A 15,740-nucleotide genomic window follows, 5' to 3' on the forward strand; every position below is an offset into this window, starting at 1 on the left:
GCGGGCACGGATGCGCGCGTGGAAGCGCACGAGCTGCACTGCACCCACGTCGACGCGTTCCGGTTCTTCACGCCCGACGCCGTCCCGCGGAACGCCACGCCGCTGACCCGCGAGGATCAGCCGGCGCGGGAGCAGCCGGGGTGCCTGCACGCGAACATGGACCTGTACAAGTGGGCGGTGAAGCTCGGACCGCTCGTGCCCGGCGAGCTGCTGCTCGACGCCTTCGAGCTCGCCCGTGACATCCGCACCGTGGATATGCAGGCCTCGCCGTACGATCTGCACGACTGGGGATTCTCTCCGATCCCGATCGAGACGGATGCGGGAAAGCTGGCGTACACGACGCACCAGCGCGCGTTCGCTGACCGTGCCCGGCCGCTGCGGTCTGCACTCCTCGGGATCGTGGAGACAACTCAGCGACGGTCAGTCGGCGCCGAGCACCGCGTCGAGGAGACCAGGGAACCGCGCGTCGAGATCCTGACGGCGTAGCTGAAGCACCCGGCCGGGCCCGTGCGGGGCGGGATCGTTCTGCACCACCCCGGCCTCGCGCAGCACCTTCATGAGGTGCGAGCGTGTGGACTTCGGCATGTCGGGCGCGGTGAGGAAGCAGGCCGCCATCTCCAGCGGCCCCTCGGCCAGCTGCCGCACGATCGCCAGCCGCTCCGGATCACTCAACGCCGCGAGCACCGCGGGCAGCGTGAGATCTTCGCGCACCGGATGCGGAAGGGTGATCGGTCCGGCCATGGTTCGAGTTTAGTTGAACTATGCCTCGAGGTGGAGTTAGCATCGTGCTAGTTCGAACTTTATGCAACCTAGGAGCGATATGACGGCCGACTCTTCGTCCGCGCGGTCGGCACGACCGCCGCGTTCGACCCTGGGCCTCGTGCTTCTGACCACCATCGTGATGGTCTGCATGGCGGGCTCGACGCTCCCCTCGCCGTTCTATCCGGAATGGGAGCGCCTTCTGCACCTGGGTACCGCGGCGGTGGCGATGATGTTCGCGGTGCACGCGCTGACGCTCCTCCTGGTGTTCCTCACCACCGGAAGCCTCTCGGACTACGTGGGACGCCGGCCGGTGCTCACCATTGCCCTGCTGCTGCTGGCCGGCGCGCTCGTGCTGTTCGCGCTCGCGCCGTCGCTGCCGGTGCTCGTTCTCGCCCGTGTCATCCAGGGCGTCGCCGTCGGGCTCGCCCTCACGACGACGGGCGCGTACATCGCCGAGATGCAGCCGACCGGCTCGTCGAGCATCAGCGCCCTCATCAACGCCGCCTCGCCCACCCTCGGCCTTGCGGTCGGTGCCCTGTGGGCGGGTGTCGCCCTCGACGCCTCGCGGGATGCGTCGCTGATCACCTTCGGTCTGTCTGCCGTGATCGCCGTGGGCCTGGCCGCCGCGGTGTGGGCGCTGCCCGAGACCTCGCCGCGTGCGCACGGCGCTTGGCGGTCACTGGTGCCGAACGTGCGCGTCCCCCATGCCGCCCGCTCGACACTTCTCCGCACCATCCCCGCGATCGCCGCCGCCTGGATGACCGGCGGGCTGTTCATCTCGCTGGGCTCGACCGTGGTCCGCGACGTCTTCCACGAATCCGGGCACGTGCTCCAGTCCCTCACCGTCGCGGTGCTCACCGCGGTGGGCGCGGTGTCGGTCGTCGTGATGAGCCGAGTGACCGCCCCCGCCGCCTACCTGAGCGGCGCCGTCACCCTCGTGGTCGGGACGCTCGCGGGACTCGTCGCGGTGTCCGTGGGCAGCCTCCTCGCCTACCTCTGCGCCGCGGCGATCACCGGGTGGGGTTTCGGCGGCGCGTATGCGGGGGCGCTGCGCCTCATCGTCCCGCTCGTCGCCCCGTCGGCACAGGCCGGGCTGTATGCGGCGATCTACCTGGCGGCCTACCTGTCCTTCGGCGCGCCCGCCGTGGTCGCGGGGATCGTCGCGCCGTTCCTCGGCCTCGGAGCGACGACCATCGCCTACAGCGGGCTTGTCATCGTCGCCGCCGCCGTCGCCCTGGTGGTGCGGCCTCGTCAGGGCGTCCGCTCGGTGCCGGCCGGAGCATCGACGATGCCGGCGGTCGAGTGAGGCTCGGGCGCCGCCGCGAGGGATGCGAGCAGCTGCAGCTTCTCGTGACTGTCGCTACCCGCATCCGCGTAGTAGAGGACGAGGATGACATCGTCGACCGGCAGCTTGTCGCGATGAAGGTGTAGCTCCCCCACCACCGGGTGCAGGACATCCGCGGTACCTCCGTCGAGGGTGCGCACGTCCTGCCGCGCCCAGAGACTGCGGAACCGTTCGCTCCCCAGCGACAGCTCCCCCACGAGGTCCACGAATCTCGCGTCATCGGTGTCGTCACCGATCGTGGCCCGCAACGCCGCGATGATCCCGGCGGCCGCTGTCGGCCAGTCCTGATGAAACGCCTGCTCCTCCGGGTCGAGCATGAGGGAACGCAGCCGGTTGTGGCCGGGCTGCAGCCGGGGGGAGAGCGTGACGGCGAGGGCGTTGGCGGCCAGCACGTCGAACGCGCGGCTCTCGATGAACGCGGGGAACGGCAGCTGGGCGAGGAGTGTCTGGAGTCGCTCGGGGACCCGCACGGGCCGGACGCGGCGGCGCGGACGCGGGCGGGGCGCGACGAGCCCCACCAGGTAGCCGCGCTCCACGTCGTCAAGCCGCAGTACGCGCGCAAGGGACTCGAGCACCTGGAGCGACGGGTTGACGTCCCGGCCACGTTCGAGGCGCAGGTAGTAGTCCGCACTGATTCCGGCGAGGAGCGCGACCTCCTCCCGCCGGAGGCCCGGGACGCGTCGATCCCCACCGACGGGGAGGCCCACCTGTGCCGGTGTCACGAGCTCGCGTCGGGCGCGCAGATAGTTCCCCAGCCGGTTGTCCTTCTCCTGCTCCGTCATACCTGCACGCTAACCCCGACCGAGCGCAGGTGAGAGGCCCTCGCAGGACCACGGAAGACGGGGGCACTCCCCCGCTGCGAGCGTCCCGCGCACACTCGACGACGACACCTCTGAAAGGGACTCCCATGGACCTCACCACCCGCACCGTCTTCATCGCCGGCGGAACCTCCGGTATCGGCCTCGAGCTCGCGCGCCGCTTCGCCGCAGCCGGCAGCGCCGTCGTCGTCGGCGGCCGCTCCGCCGCATCCCGTACCGACCTCACCGCAGAGGGGCTCGCCGTCGCGGACATCGACGTGACGGATGCCGCCTCGGTGGCGCGCGCCCGCGACGAGGTCCTCCGCCGCTTCCCGGGCCTAGACACCGTGATCACGATGTCCGGGCTCATGGTCATGGAGAATCTCCGAGACCCGGCCCACATCGCTGCGGCCGAGGCCACCATCGACACGAACCTCCTCGGCACCATCCGCGTCATCGACGCCTTCACCCCTCACCTCATCTCCCGAGGCTCCGGCACGATCGTCACCGTCACGTCCGGGATCGCCTTCCTCCCGTTCCCGCCGATGCCAAGCTACGCGGCGTCGAAGGCCGCCGTGCACGCGTACAGCGAAGCCCTTCGCGTGCAGCTGGCCGCCGACGGCATCCAGGTCGTGGAGCTCGTCCCGCCGGCCGTTGCGAGCGCCGGGCAAGAGAAGGTCAACCCGCACGCCCTGCCGCTGGATGCGTTCGCGAGCGACGTGATGGGGTTGCTGGCGCAGGAGCCCACGCCGGACGAGATCCTCGTCGACGGCGTTCAGATGCACCGGTGGGCGGAGCGGAACGGCACGTACGCGGACCTCGTCGCGCAGCGATCGCAGTCCCTCGGGATGATCCCAGGACGCGGCTGAGCGTGTCGGCGGCCGCGGCTCAGTGGATCCGCGGCTGCCGACTCACCCGGCTTCCACAGGCATCAGGAGGCAGGTGGTGACCGCGTGCGCGACGACCCGGCCCCGCCCGTCGGTGATGTGCGCCTCTGCCGTCGCCGTGCGGCGGCCGCGGGACAGCACCCGGGCCTCGCACCGCACGCGTCCGCTGTCGGCCGTGACGGCGCGGGTGAACTTCACCGTGAGATCGAGCGACGTGTATGCCGTGCCGGCCGACAGTGTCGTGTGCACGGCGCAGCCGAGCGCGGTGTCGGCGAGGGTGGAAATCATGCCGCCATGAACACTGCCGATGGGGTTGTAGTGCCATTCGGCGGGTTCGAACTCGAAGGTCGCGTACCCGTCCCCCACCTCGACCGGGACGATGCCGGTGGTGGCTGCCGCGGGCGCCGCGGGAAGGTCGCCCGACCCGATACGGCGGAGGAAGTCCAGCCCGTCCAGGCGCCGGGCCGCTTCGGCGAGTTCACGTGGGTCCGCCCAGGCGTACGTGCGCTCTCGGCTCATCTCAGCTCCTCCGTTCCAGGCCGACGACGATCTCGTCCTCGGCGACGGCGTGCCCCGCGGCACACCGGATCCCCGTCTCGATATCCGCCCCGCAGGCCGCGTGCGTCAGATGCAGCCCGTGCTCGCGCGGCAGGTGCCGGTCTCCCCAGGCGGCGAGCGCGAGGAGCACCGGGATCAGATCGCGTCCCGCATCCGTCAGCACGTACTCCGAGCGACGGCGCTGTCCCGGTTCCCGATACGCACGAGTGACGAGTAGGCCTTCCGCGGTGAGCGCACGCAGCTGGCTGGCGGTGACCGATTCGGCCATGCCGGTGCGCCGGACGAAGTCGTCGAACCTCGTGGTGCCGTACAGCGCTTCGCGCAGCAGCAGCAGGGTCGACTTCCGGGCGATCAGCGTGCTCGTGCGTTCGATCGGGCAGGCATCGCCCCACGCCGGACGGTCCTCACGGGCGAGCGCGCCTTGCAGCACAACGGTCATGGGGCCCACCGTATCGGCTGGCTCCTGATATCGACAGTCAGGTCGTCATGCCGCTGACCGCATACCGCCGTGACAGCTCGGCGAAGGCGTCGCCGAGTTCCCGTGGCCCGACGACCGTGACCGGTGCGTCGAACCGCCCGAGCGCCGCTGCGAGCGCGATCCAGGACCAGGATCCGGTGACGAGTCTCGTGCGCTCCGCCGACACCGCCTCGACGATGCCCTCCGGCTCGAACGGCGCCACCCTGCGGGCGGGCAGATCCACGATGACCTCGCCGGTGCAGGGCCACGCCGGGGTCGGGAGCTTCGATGAAGGAGTTGGCACGAGTCTTTGGGGTTCATCGGACCACCATTCGTGCAGCGCTGGATCGTCATGGAGTGAACCCAAGGGGTCATGCCATTACGAAGGCGCAAGTTGCTACGGCCAGCCGGCTCTACCTGTCCGGGCTGTCGCTTGCGGCCGTCGGCGAGAAGCTGGGCTTCAATGCGCAGACGATCGCGACTCATCTCAGGCGAGCCGGTGTCTCCCTTCGGGATCCACACGGTCGCGTTCAGTGAGCGCAACACTTCATGATTATGAATAGATCGTCGGAAAAGTCAATCCCTCGGCGGGGACCGACACGTCGAACTGTGCGCCCTAGCTGCCCTGCGCCTAGTAGTACGCCGGGAACTTTCCGTTGAAGACGTAGTCCCACCAGCCGAAGGCGGCTGAGGGATTTGAGTCGCGCGCCGCCACCGCCTTCTGTGCACGGGTGACTGCGGTCTGCAGCTTCGAGAGTGCGTCTCGGTGGTTCGCGTCCGATGAGCAGGGCTTGATCCGCCCCGTGCTTCCAGTCGGGTCGTTCATATCCGCAAGTCCGTGGGAGGACAGGCACTCAAAGAAGCGGGAACGCGGATCGTGGCAGTGAGCGACCAGTACGGTGCGATCCATCGAACTGGGGGCCTGGATATCCCAGCGCTGGAAAGATACATCGCGACGACGGGCACCGTCCGAGGCTTCCGGGATGCCGACGAAATAAAGCCGGGCGACCTTCTCGAACTTGACGTCGACGTGCTCCTGCCCTGCGCTGCGGAAGGTGTGATCACGGCGGACAATGCGCACCGCATCAAGGCGCAAGTCATTGTGGAGGGCGCAAACGGTCCGACAACTCCGGACGCGGACGCCATCCTTGGCCGGAACGGAGTCTTGGTCGTTCCCGACATTCTTGCGAACGCAGGCGGTGTGGTCGTCAGCTACTTCGAGTGGGTGCAAGCGAACCAGGCATATTGGTGGTCCACCCAACAAGTCGAAGAACGGCTCATCGAACGCATGCTCGCGGGTTGGACGCTCGTGCGCGACCAGTCCGAACGAAGCGGGATGACTCTGCGCGCCGCGGCAACTGCTATCGCGGTGTCTCGCGTCGCCGACGCCCACCGCATTCGAGGTCTCTACCCGTGACGTCAGCGGAACCCTCCGCTGGTCGGCAGGAGCGGATCCCCCTCCGAGACAGCCGACCCCTCATGGTCGTGACGATGGCCTAACGGAAAGCGCGAGCCGTGGGCAGAGTGACACGGCGTCGCGGGCGTCGCGGACTCGGTCTGCGGGGATAGGTACGTCGGAGCCGCCGGTTCCTGTCGGGTAGCCCCAGTCATCCGGCCGGAGCACCCCGTCCAGCAGTTCGATGCAGGCTCCGCGGCCGTGACAGGCGGTCCAGTCGATATGCAGGCTGGTCATGCTCTCACCTCCGATCGGGTCAGGCAACGTCCGTGTGCGTGAGCGGCAATGTCGTCGGCGAAGACGACAAGGGCGCTCCGCAGCATCCGTACCGTTCCGTCGGGGTGATGACAGGCGCCCCGCCCGTCGATGAGGCCAGCGATCCGTCTGAGTTCTGCGGTCGTGTCCGCCCCGGCCAGCAGCTCCCGCATCAGTTGCGCGATACGGGGCAGGCCATTCGCGCAGGGCCCGCACTGCCCCGCGGATGCCGCGGCGAGTGTGGCGAGCGTGCGTGCGGTCACCTGGATGCCGCACGCGTCTTCTGCGAGCGGATGCAGAATGCCGGCGCCGGGGCTGGCTCCATGCGGTGCGAGACCTGAGGCCGAGAGAGGCGCATCGAGGGCGGACGCCGGTACCCAGGCGCCGTGGAAGCCGCCGACCAAAGCCGGAAATGTGACGGGTGCGCCGGCCGCGTCGAGCAGCGAGCGGAGGGGGGAGCCGCCAGATACCTCAAAGACGCGCGGTGAGGTGTCTCCCCAGCTCACACTGACGAGCCGCGTTCCAGGTGCGTCCGTGGTGCCGACCGAGCGATGCCATGCGGCGCCGTAACGGGCGATGAGGGCGATGTGCGCGAGTGTCTCGACGTTCTGCACCAGGGTCGGCCGACGATGCAGTCCGCTGACCGCGAGACGCACCGGCCGGTCGGCGGGGACCGGACGCCGCCCGGCTAAGCCCGCGACCACGGCCGATGCCTCGCCGCCGACGAATCCGCCGCTTTCGGCGTGCAGGCGGATGGCGTGAGCGTCGGAGCGCTCCGCGAGTGCAGCGCGAACGACGCCTGCGGTCGAGGGCCCCACCACAAGCCGGGCTTCAGTTGCGCCGAGGGCGTCAGCGCAGATCAGGAGCCCGTCGATCACGAGGTGGGGCGCGGAGGCGAGGAGGACGGCGTCCTTCGCGCTCAGCGGCTCCCCTTCGCTGCCGTTGCCGATGACGATCCTGGCTCCGCGCTTTCGCGGCTGTGCGGCGACGGCATGGAGTTTGCGGTGAGCAGGAAAACCCGCTCCGCCGCGTCCGTCGAGTCCGGCCCGCTCCAATTCGCCGATCAGCTCCGCGGCCGAAGGGGACGGACGCGGCCCGAACGTGCGGGAGTGGTCGTGCAGCGACGGAGAGGGCGCGGCGAGTAGGCGCGGCACCGATGGCTGGGTGTTGATCATGACGAGACCTCCGAAGATGCGAGGCGGCGGGTCGCCGCCGTCTTGATGCGGGCAGGGGTCGCGGGCTGGGGACGACGGAATCTGGCGGTCACCCCCCAGGCCACCGCGCCGAGGACAGCGACGCAGCAGACGCCCACGACGATCAGAAACCACGGCTCGGCGGCGTCCGTACCCGCGCCGATCCCGTGCGCCACGGACAGTGGCCAGAGCAGGTAAGTCGCCCAGTGCACGGCGCGGAATGCGCGCGCACCGATGCGGTGGCGCAGCAGGGCCGTGACGACCACCGCCAAGGTGAGGTCAACCGCGAGCGTGCCGAGCCCCAGCCAGAACGGCTGATATGCCGCGAGGAACGGCACGGTCAGGTCGACCAGCTGCAGCTGGGCGTAGCTGTCGAAGAAGAGGCTGAGGATATGGATGCCGATGAAGACCGTGGCAAGGAGTGCGACGTCGCGGTGCAGACGTGCAACGCCGAATCTCGGTAGGCCCGCCGCGGATCGGCCTGACCGCACGGTGATGCCGAGCACGAGAGCGAGGCTGAACAGCGCGAGGCCGACGACGCCGGTACCGCGACCGAGCGCCCAGAGTGCTTCATCCATGGCGCACCCCCATCGGCATGTCGTGGTCTGCCGCTGCCTCGGCCGGCCAGCCGCCGACGGTAATGACGCGGCCGTGCTGGTCCACCAGTCGCGCCGGTGCACGCTGGGTCAGCCATTCGGGTGCGGTGACACCGTGGACGATGGCGGCGGTGGCGAACGAGTTGGCGAGGAAGCAGCTCGAAGCCGCCACCGAGACGGTGCGCCACACCGGTGGGGCGGGGCGGCCCGTGCGCGGATCGAGAATATGGTGCATCTGCTCTCCTCCGCGCAGCCACCGGCGGCGGAGGGTGCTCGAGGTGGCGACCGCCGCTCCGGCCCGCACATGCACCCGACCTGCGGGCTCACCCGGGATGTCCTGCACGGTGACGTGCCACCCGTCGGCCGGTTCGGCGCCCGCGGTGGCGATGTCGCCGCCGAGCGACAGCAGCACCCCGCAGCCCAGACGGCGGGCGATCTCGTTGGCTACCAGGTCGGCGGCGACGGCCTTCGCGGTAGCGCCGAGGTCGAGTGTCAGGTGACCGGGCACCGTGAGATGCCTTCCCCGCAGCTGCACGCTCTGCCACCCCGGTCGAGAGGAAACCACCGCGCGTACCGGACGGTCGTCGTCGAGTACGAGGCGGATGTCTCGGTCGTAGCCGATGCCGTTCATGCTGCGTCCGAGCGTGGGATCGACCAGACCGCCGGTCAGTTGCGCCGCTTCCAGCCCCCGACGGATGAGCACCGCGAGCAGCCCGCTCACAGTGACTCCCGACGACTGCCGCGCCGCGATCCGGTTCACCTCCGAGTCGGTGCGGAAACGGCTGGCGACGAAATCGATGCGAGCGAGTTCGCGGTGCGCGATCTCCAGCGCATCCTCCAGCGCGTCCTCACGGTCCACGACGAGGCGTGCGGTCGTGGACCACAGCTGCCATTCCCTTGTCGCTCGCATCATGACCCGCTCGATGTCGCGTCGGACTCGGAGGAGGTGGACTCGGACACGGCGCCCGATTCCGCCGATTCACTCGACGCCTCGGTGTCCGATTCGGTCGCTGTCGCGGACGAGTCCTCCGCCGTGGAGTCGCCGGAGGAGGTGGACTCGGTCGTCTCGGCCTCGGTGGTCGACTCGGTGGTGCTCGTGTCGGTAGTTGTGGATTCCGTGCTCGTGGTCGATGCGGTCGTGTCTTGCATGCCTGAGGCGATGCTGGACAACACCACACCGGTCGCACCGACACTCATCGCGACCACCATCGCTGTCGCCAGTCGTGTGCGGAGCCATGCCTTGCGGATGCCATTCATCCCGATCTCCTTCCGATACGACCAGGGTGCTGATCACGTCAAAGAGGAGGCCAAGATGAAAGCAAGCTAGGGGTTCACAGAACCTATGCGATCGCTGTGGGTCGTGCGTCGGAGCTGTTACGACCGTGCCTGTTGAAGCGGCACCCGCACCGTGAAGGTCGTGTTGCCCGGTTCGCTGTCGACCGTGATGGTGCCGCCGTGAGCGGCGACGATGGCGTGTGCAATAGACAGGCCCAGCCCGGTGCTCCCGGAGTCGCGGTTTCGAGAGTGATCCCCTCGGGCGAAGCGCTCGAACAGCCGGTCGCGCACGCTCGGGTCGATGCCCGTCCCGTTGTCGTTCACACGGATGATCGCGTGGGTGTCGTCGACCGAGAGCGAGGTGGTAACTACGGTGCCCGGCGGGGTGTGCGTGCGAGCGTTGCGGAGGAGATTGGACAGCACCTGCCGGAGGCGGTTCTCATCCCCTGAGGCGATGGCCTCGTCGGTAACCTCGTCCAGTCGCCATTCCCGGGCGGGATCGGCGGCGTGCGCGTCGCTGACAGCGTCGATGACGAGCAGTGGGAGATCGATGCTGTCCTCCCGCAGCGACTGGCCGGCATCGAGCCTTGCGAGGAGGAGTAGGTCATCGACGAGGTCCGCCATGCGGGCGGATTCTGCTGAGATCCGGTCGAACGAGCGCTCCTGGGTGGGCGTCATCGGTGCCGCCTCGGCTTGCGAGAGCTGCGCGTAGCCGCGGATGGATGCGAGGGGGGTGCGTAGTTCGTGGCTGGCGTCGGCGATGAAGCGACGAAGTTGCTCTTCGCTGTGCTGTCGCGACGTGAGGGCCGCTTCGACGTGACCGAGGAGAGTGTTCAGTGATCGGCCGACACGTCCCACTTCGGTGTGGGAATCCGTGTCTCCCACATCTACTCGGTCCGGAATGTCGACCTCGCCGTCCGCCAATTCGCGGGTGGCCACGCGGTCGGCGACGGCCGCCACCCGGCTCAGCGGGCGAAGACTCCGGGTTACCACCACGGCCAGGCCGACGAGAATGACGAGCAGCGTCGCACCAGACACCCCGAGGAGGATGACGGCCAAGGCGGTGGTAGTCGCAGTGACGTCCTCGACCGAGCGCCCGGCGATGACCGTGGTGCCCGCCTGAGTCCCCGACACGACACGGAACACGCCGATCTCCGACCCGAGGTCGACGGTCGCGGGCACACCGTCGGTAAGAGTCGTCGACTGCAGAATCTCCTTCTGCTCGTCGGTGAGAGTCACCTCGTCGCCGTTGTCAGCAACGTATGCCGACTCGCGGACGGAACCCTCTTCGTCCAGAAATACCTGCAGCGACCCGACCCGCTCGGCAGGGCCGTCATCACTGAAAGACCCGGGCTGATTTAGCGCATCCTCGCCCCCGGGGCTCTCGGGCCCCATTGCCCTCTGGAGTTCCTCCTGCACCTGCGTGTCCAGTCGCTCGTAAACGAACGACCGCAGGGCGACCGTGGTCAGGATGCCTGCGACGAGCAAACCGATCGCGACGAGCGTACCGGTGCCCACCACCAGCTTGCGCCGTAGCGTCCACCGGCGTCTGCTCATGAGCTGGGCTTGATGGTGTAGCCGACGCCTCGCACGGTATGGATCAGCGGCTCGCCGAGCGTGTCGATCTTCTTTCGCAGGTAGGAGATGTAGATCTCGACGACGCTTGAGTTGCCGCCGAAGTCGTAGCTCCAGACCTGATCCAGGATCTGCGCCTTGCTGAGCACTCGGCGGGGGTTCTGCATGAGGTACCTCAACAGCTCGAACTCCTTCGCGGTCAGCTTGATCGGGGTCCCGCCTCGTTCCACCTCGTATGTGTCCTCGTCGAGGGTGAGGTCAGCGACGTGAAGTCGGGGATCCTCGTCGGCGACTGCAGCAACGTGTCTGCGTGCCATGCCGCGGAGCCTGAGGATGACCTCCTCGAGGTTGAACGGTTTGGTCACGTAGTCGTCGCCGCCGGCGGAGATTCCCGCGATGCGGTCCTCGACAGCGTCCTTTGCGGTCAGGAAGAGAACGGGGATGTCGTTGCCGGTCGCGCGGACGCGGCGTAGCAGCTCCACCCCGTCGAGCCCGGGCATCATCACGTCGAGGACGAGCAGATCCGGTGAGAACTCGCGGATGGCGTTGAGCGCCTCCTGCCCATTCGCGGCGGTGCGCGCATCCCAGCCCTCGTTGCGCAGCGCCATGCGCAGCAGTTCGCTGAGGTTCGCCTCGTCGTCTACGACGAGCGCGCGAATTGGCGACCCGTCGGGCCTGGTAAGCGGCGCTGGTCTGGGGGCTGGGACTGTCATGGTTCTAGCTTCCCGGTTTCGTATCTGATGGTCCAATGTCCGCTCGGGTCACTTGCCCCGTCCGTCGAAGACGGTGTGGGACGGTGGCGATCGGATCCTGCTCTCGCTACCGTGCGGCCGAAACCTTCACGGTTCCTATGAAGCAGCTAAAGCCAGCGTTCGAGGTCAGGAGGCTTCAGGTGCGCGTGCGCTCCTTGTAGACGTGCCTAACCTGACCATCCGCCTTTGCGCTTCATGTAACTGCCCGTCGCCTCGGGCTCAATGCCGGTTCATAGGACTGGGCAATGGCCGATTTAGGTCCGCCCCGTATCCATGACGCATGGACATGAAGAGACGAACCCGGAACACCTTGATTGCGTCCGGTCTCGTCGTCGCCCTGACGGGCGGTGGCGCGGCCGCGTGGGCTGCCGACCGCTTCCTCGTCGAGCACGTCGAGATTGCCGATGTGTCGGAGTACGAGGCGCAAAACTCCACGTCGGATGACACGTCGAGCGCCACCACCGAGGCGACGGAGACGACGGAGGAGACAGCGGAGGCCACCGTCACCGACACCTCCTATACCGACGGCGAGACGTCGGTCACGGTCAGCACGGTTACCGAGGGGTCGGGCGACGATACCGTTACGTACTACGTCGCCGACGTGGTGCTGTCGGATGCCACGGCCCTGCGGAGCGCCTTCGCGAAGGACCAGTTCGGTGAGAACATCACCGAACTCACAAGTCAGATCGCTGCGGACAACGGGGCGATCTTCGCGGTCAACGGCGACTATTACGGCTTCCGCGACACCGGCATAGTGATCCGCAACGGCGTGGTGTATCGCGACGAGCCGGCGCGCGCGGGGCTCGTGTTCTACACGGACGGCACGGTCGAGGTGTACGACGAGACCGCGACGAGCGCCGAGGAGCTGCTCGCCGCCGGTGCGTGGAACACGCTGAGCTTCGGCCCGGCCATCGTCGAGGACGGCGCCGTCGTGGACGGCATCGAGACGCAAGAGGTCGACACCAATATCGGGAACCACTCGATCCAGGGGGCCCAGCCGCGGACCGCCGTCGGCGTGATTGACGAGAACCACCTCGTGTTCGTTGTCGTCGATGGCCGTCAGGAGGGGTACAGCGCCGGGGTCACCCTGACTGAGCTCGCGGACATCATGACCGGCCTCGGGGCGACCACGGCGTACAACCTCGACGGCGGCGGCTCCTCGACCATGTACTTCAACGGCGAGGTCGTGAACCAGCCCTCCAACGGTGGCGAACGCGGCACCAGCGACATCCTCTACGTCGCGGGGTGATGACCATGATTGTGCTGATCCCCGCCTACGAGCCCGGCGCGCGACTCGAGCCGGTCGTCGCGGGACTTCTCGACGCGGATTCAGATCTCGAGGTCGTCGTGGTCGATGACGGCAGCGCACCCGGTTTCGCAGAGACGTTCACCCGAGTCGAGGCACTCGGGGCGAGCCTGCTACGGCACAACGAAAACCGGGGCAAGGGTGCCGCGTTGAAGACCGGCCTGGACTACGTGACGGCGATGCATGCCGGAGACGACGTCGTGACCGCCGACGCCGATGGTCAGCACACCGTGCACGACATCCTGCGCGTCGCCGACGCGCTCCGCGAGGACGCCGCCGTCGGCACTCCGACGCTCGTGCTCGGTTGTCGCTCGTTCACCGGACGCGTCCCTGTGCGAAGTCGAGCGGGGAACGTGCTCGCGCGCGCCGTGTTCCGACTCGCGGCCGGGTGGAGCCTGACTGACACGCAGACGGGGCTGCGCGGCATCCCGTCGGATCTTCTCGGCTGGGTGCGCGAGCAGCCGGGCGAGCGCTTCGAATTCGAGCAGAACGTGCTGCTGCGCTGCCGCCGGAATGGCGTGCCGACCCGGGAGATCCCGATCGAGACGGTGTACCTCGAAGGCAACACGTCCAGTCACTTCCGCCCCCTCGTGGATTCCGCGCGCGTCGCACTGCCGCTCGTGCTGTTCGCCGGCTCGTCGCTGCTAGCGTTCGCGGTCGACACGGTGGCTCTGCTCATCCTCAACGCGCTCACCGGCCTCCTCGTCCCGTCGATCGTCGCTGCCCGCGTGTTGAGCGCGTCGGTCAATTTCGCCGTCAACCGGCGCATGGTCTTCCGCGGCTCGATGACTTCACCAGCCGGGCGGGGTCGGATGCCAGGTCAGGCGCTGCGGTACGCGTTATTGGCGGTCGCACTGCTGGCGTCCAACGTCGTCTGGCTGGAGGCGTTGACCGGATTCGGCATCCCCCTGATCGTCGCAAAGATCGCGACGGAAGCGGTGCTGTTCGTGACCAGCTACGGCGTACAACGCAGCTTCGTGTTCCGCGAGCATGCAGGCGGCCGTCAATTCAGACCCGCCCCAGATACCCGTCCAAGCAACCACCAAGGTGCCGCAACTGGGATGGAATCCGAACGCTTCACCATCAGGAGGAACCCATGACCACCAGCGCACTGATCCTGTTCGCTGTCGACCTGGCCGCCGCAATCATCCTCAGCCTCGGGCTCTACTACCGCCGGCACCGCCGCCGCGATCTCGTTGTCGCGTTCATGGGCGTGAACGTGGGCGTCATGGCCGTCGCCGCCGTGCTCGGCACCGCGGAGGTGGCGATGGGACTCGGACTGGGACTTTTCGGGGTGCTGTCGATCATCCGACTGCGCTCATCCGAGATCTCGCAGCGCGAAGTCGCGTACTACTTCGCGGCGCTCGCGATCGGACTCCTGTCCGGGCTGCCGCAGACAAACCCCTGGCCGGTGGTGGGCCTGATTGCGCTCTTGCTCGCCGTGCTCTGGGCCGCGGATCACCCCGCGCTGTTGGCGCGCAGCCGACACCAGATCGTGCGACTGGACCGTGCGGTCAGCGATGAGCAGGTGCTTCGCACCGAACTCGGGCAGCGTCTCGGCGGCACGGTCACCTCCGTCACCGTGCAGGAGCTCGATCTGGTCAACGACACCACACTCGTAGACGTCCGCTACCGGATCGACTTGGCCCGGACGCGCCGGACGTCGCGCAGCATGGCCACGATTGCGGACACGGCCGCCACGCGCACACGCACCGTCCCACCCGCCACCGTCGCATCCGGCGCGGCCGTGGTCTCAGACTCAAACCTCGCGGAGGCACGGCGATGATCACGCTCGACCGTTTCGACGCGGTGTCCCTCGAGAAGATCGTGGCGGAGGCGTCCCTCCTCACGCGCGTGGACCGCAAGTATGTTGTCCCTCGCGCGGATCTCGATGCCGTGCTCGCCGGACTTGACGAAGGCACGCGCGTGCTGGAGATCGACGGGGCACGCGACTTCGCCTACGAGTCGGTGTACTTCGACACCCCCGACCTGCTGAGTTTCCGGATGGCCGCGCAACCCCGGCGACGCCGATTCAAGCTCCGCACCCGCAGCTACCTCGACACCGGCTCGTCGTACCTGGAGATCAAGACACGCGGCGCACGCGGCACCACCGTCAAGGAGCGCGACGAGTACGATCCGCGGCGACGCGGCGAACTCACACCGGACGCCCGCGACGACGTCGCCGATGCACTAGCCACGATCGGAGTGGCATCCGAGCGGGCAGACGAGCTCGACGCGACGCTCATGACCCGGTACCGCCGCGCGACGCTCCTGGCCCCCGACGGTGCCGGACGTGCGACCGTCGACACCGAGCTCGAGTGGATCGAGGCCGACGGCCACGGCTTCACGCTCCCGCGCCTGGCGATCGTCGAGACCAAATCCGGGTCGAGCGCGTCCGCCGTTGACCGGCTACTGTGGCGCTCCGGGCACCGCCCCGCCACGGTCAGCAAGTACGCGACCGGCCTCGCCGCACTGCACCCCGAACTGCCCCGCAACCGCTGGGCGCGCCTGCTGCGCGGGCCCTTC

Annotated in this window: 20 protein-coding genes and 1 pseudogene (1 of these 21 only partly in view); 9 read left to right on the plus strand and 12 right to left on the minus strand. The window is 68.3% G+C overall.

The window, feature by feature from the left end:
* Nucleotides 1-486, plus strand: a pseudogene (locus NT132_RS00905) (hypothetical protein); the annotation flags it as partial.
* On the opposite strand, the gene NT132_RS00910 reads toward NT132_RS00905, so the two are convergent.
* Nucleotides 421-741, minus strand: coding sequence for a helix-turn-helix transcriptional regulator (locus tag NT132_RS00910; RefSeq protein ID WP_297783391.1), 321 nt, complete (start codon nt 739-741; stop codon nt 421-423). The pseudogene NT132_RS00905 and the gene NT132_RS00910 overlap by 66 nt on opposite strands.
* A gap of 139 nt (nt 742-880) precedes the next feature.
* On the opposite strand from NT132_RS00910, the gene NT132_RS00915 reads away from it, so the two are divergent.
* Nucleotides 881-2,068 (plus strand): MFS transporter, encoded by a 1,188-nt coding sequence (locus NT132_RS00915; protein ID WP_297783394.1) that lies wholly within the window; start codon nt 881-883, stop codon nt 2,066-2,068.
* On the opposite strand, the gene NT132_RS00920 is transcribed toward NT132_RS00915, so the two are convergent.
* Complete coding sequence (locus NT132_RS00920) at nt 2,014-2,889, minus strand: helix-turn-helix transcriptional regulator (protein WP_297783397.1); 876 nt, start codon at nt 2,887-2,889, stop codon at nt 2,014-2,016. The two genes, NT132_RS00915 and NT132_RS00920, sit on opposite strands and share 55 nt — an antisense overlap.
* A 125-nt stretch (nt 2,890-3,014) precedes the next feature.
* On the opposite strand from NT132_RS00920, the gene NT132_RS00925 reads away from it, so the two are divergent.
* The gene (locus NT132_RS00925; protein ID WP_297783400.1) at nt 3,015-3,773 is read left to right on the plus strand and encodes an SDR family NAD(P)-dependent oxidoreductase; all 759 of its coding nucleotides are present in this window, start codon (nt 3,015-3,017) and stop codon (nt 3,771-3,773) included.
* A gap of 42 nt (nt 3,774-3,815) precedes the next feature.
* Here NT132_RS00925 and NT132_RS00930 read toward each other — a convergent pair whose 3' ends face one another.
* The 4 genes from NT132_RS00930 to NT132_RS00945 all read right to left on the minus strand — a co-directional run bounded on the left by NT132_RS00930 (nt 3,816) and on the right by NT132_RS00945 (nt 5,632).
* Nucleotides 3,816-4,310, minus strand: a complete 495-nt coding sequence (locus NT132_RS00930; protein WP_297783403.1) for a PaaI family thioesterase — start codon at nt 4,308-4,310, stop codon at nt 3,816-3,818.
* A 1-nt stretch (nt 4,311) separates the two neighbouring features.
* Nucleotides 4,312-4,788, minus strand: a complete 477-nt coding sequence (locus NT132_RS00935) for a helix-turn-helix domain-containing protein (protein ID WP_297783406.1) — start codon at nt 4,786-4,788, stop codon at nt 4,312-4,314.
* 37 nt (nt 4,789-4,825) lie between these two features.
* Nucleotides 4,826-5,110, minus strand: a complete 285-nt coding sequence (locus NT132_RS00940; RefSeq protein WP_297783409.1) for a hypothetical protein — start codon at nt 5,108-5,110, stop codon at nt 4,826-4,828.
* 327 nt (nt 5,111-5,437) lie between these two features.
* Nucleotides 5,438-5,632 (minus strand): hypothetical protein, encoded by a 195-nt coding sequence (locus NT132_RS00945; RefSeq protein WP_297783412.1) that lies wholly within the window; start codon nt 5,630-5,632, stop codon nt 5,438-5,440.
* Nucleotides 5,633-5,644: 12 nt separating this feature from the next.
* Between NT132_RS00945 and NT132_RS00950 the strand changes: the two genes are divergently transcribed.
* Nucleotides 5,645-6,223 carry a hypothetical protein gene (locus NT132_RS00950; RefSeq protein WP_297783415.1) on the plus strand — a complete coding sequence of 193 codons (579 nt, stop codon included), beginning with the start codon at nt 5,645-5,647 and terminating at the stop codon, nt 6,221-6,223.
* Nucleotides 6,224-6,283: 60 nt separating this feature from the next.
* Here NT132_RS00950 and NT132_RS00955 read toward each other — a convergent pair whose 3' ends face one another.
* From NT132_RS00955 to NT132_RS00970, 4 genes are read right to left on the minus strand one after another with little or no spacing between them, the layout of a single operon-like run.
* Nucleotides 6,284-6,499, minus strand: coding sequence for a ferredoxin (locus NT132_RS00955; protein WP_297783418.1), 216 nt, complete (start codon nt 6,497-6,499; stop codon nt 6,284-6,286).
* Nucleotides 6,496-7,692, minus strand: coding sequence for an NADH-ubiquinone oxidoreductase-F iron-sulfur binding region domain-containing protein (locus tag NT132_RS00960; protein ID WP_297783421.1), 1,197 nt, complete (start codon nt 7,690-7,692; stop codon nt 6,496-6,498). The genes NT132_RS00955 and NT132_RS00960 overlap by 4 nt, the downstream gene beginning before the upstream one ends.
* Nucleotides 7,689-8,288: a ferric reductase-like transmembrane domain-containing protein gene (locus NT132_RS00965; protein ID WP_297783424.1), complete on the minus strand. Its 600-nt coding sequence runs from the start codon at nt 8,286-8,288 to the stop codon at nt 7,689-7,691. Before NT132_RS00965 ends, NT132_RS00960 begins: the two co-directional genes overlap by 4 nt.
* Nucleotides 8,281-9,219 carry an FAD:protein FMN transferase gene (locus NT132_RS00970; protein WP_297783427.1) on the minus strand — a complete coding sequence of 313 codons (939 nt, stop codon included), beginning with the start codon at nt 9,217-9,219 and terminating at the stop codon, nt 8,281-8,283. The genes NT132_RS00965 and NT132_RS00970 overlap by 8 nt, the downstream gene beginning before the upstream one ends.
* 81 nt (nt 9,220-9,300) lie before the next feature.
* Between NT132_RS00970 and NT132_RS00975 the strand changes: the two genes are divergently transcribed.
* The gene (locus NT132_RS00975) at nt 9,301-9,633 is read left to right on the plus strand and encodes a hypothetical protein (protein ID WP_297783430.1); all 333 of its coding nucleotides are present in this window, start codon (nt 9,301-9,303) and stop codon (nt 9,631-9,633) included.
* Nucleotides 9,634-9,680: 47 nt separating this feature from the next.
* On the opposite strand, the gene NT132_RS00980 is transcribed toward NT132_RS00975, so the two are convergent.
* Together NT132_RS00980 and NT132_RS00985 are read right to left on the minus strand one after the other, a co-directional pair.
* Nucleotides 9,681-11,138, minus strand: coding sequence for a HAMP domain-containing sensor histidine kinase (locus NT132_RS00980; protein WP_297783433.1), 1,458 nt, complete (start codon nt 11,136-11,138; stop codon nt 9,681-9,683).
* A complete protein-coding gene (locus NT132_RS00985) occupies nt 11,135-11,869 on the minus strand; it encodes a response regulator transcription factor (RefSeq protein WP_297783437.1) in 735 nt (244 codons plus the stop codon). Before NT132_RS00985 ends, NT132_RS00980 begins: the two co-directional genes overlap by 4 nt.
* A gap of 319 nt (nt 11,870-12,188) precedes the next feature.
* On the opposite strand from NT132_RS00985, the gene NT132_RS00990 reads away from it, so the two are divergent.
* The 4 genes in view from NT132_RS00990 to NT132_RS01005 are tightly spaced (at most 5 nt apart) and all read left to right on the plus strand, a layout consistent with a single transcriptional unit that may run on beyond the window.
* Entirely contained in the window at nt 12,189-13,157 is a 969-nt protein-coding gene (locus NT132_RS00990; RefSeq protein WP_297783439.1) for a phosphodiester glycosidase family protein, read from the plus strand.
* 5 nt (nt 13,158-13,162) lie between these two features.
* The gene (locus tag NT132_RS00995) at nt 13,163-14,314 is read left to right on the plus strand and encodes a bifunctional glycosyltransferase family 2/GtrA family protein (protein WP_297783441.1); all 1,152 of its coding nucleotides are present in this window, start codon (nt 13,163-13,165) and stop codon (nt 14,312-14,314) included.
* Nucleotides 14,311-15,000: a DUF4956 domain-containing protein gene (locus NT132_RS01000; RefSeq protein WP_297783443.1), complete on the plus strand. Its 690-nt coding sequence runs from the start codon at nt 14,311-14,313 to the stop codon at nt 14,998-15,000. The genes NT132_RS00995 and NT132_RS01000 overlap by 4 nt, the downstream gene beginning before the upstream one ends.
* Nucleotides 14,997-15,740, plus strand: the 5' portion of a protein-coding gene (locus NT132_RS01005; RefSeq protein ID WP_297783446.1) for a polyphosphate polymerase domain-containing protein. It continues 153 nt past the right edge of the window; the window shows 744 of its 897 coding nt (coding positions 1-744); it begins with the start codon at nt 14,997-14,999; the stop codon falls past the right edge of the window. Before NT132_RS01000 ends, NT132_RS01005 begins: the two co-directional genes overlap by 4 nt.

Origin of the sequence: Microbacterium sp., from assembly GCF_026393345.1 — a bacterium.
In the GTDB taxonomy this organism is placed as follows: Bacteria; Actinomycetota; Actinomycetes; order Actinomycetales; family Microbacteriaceae; genus Microbacterium.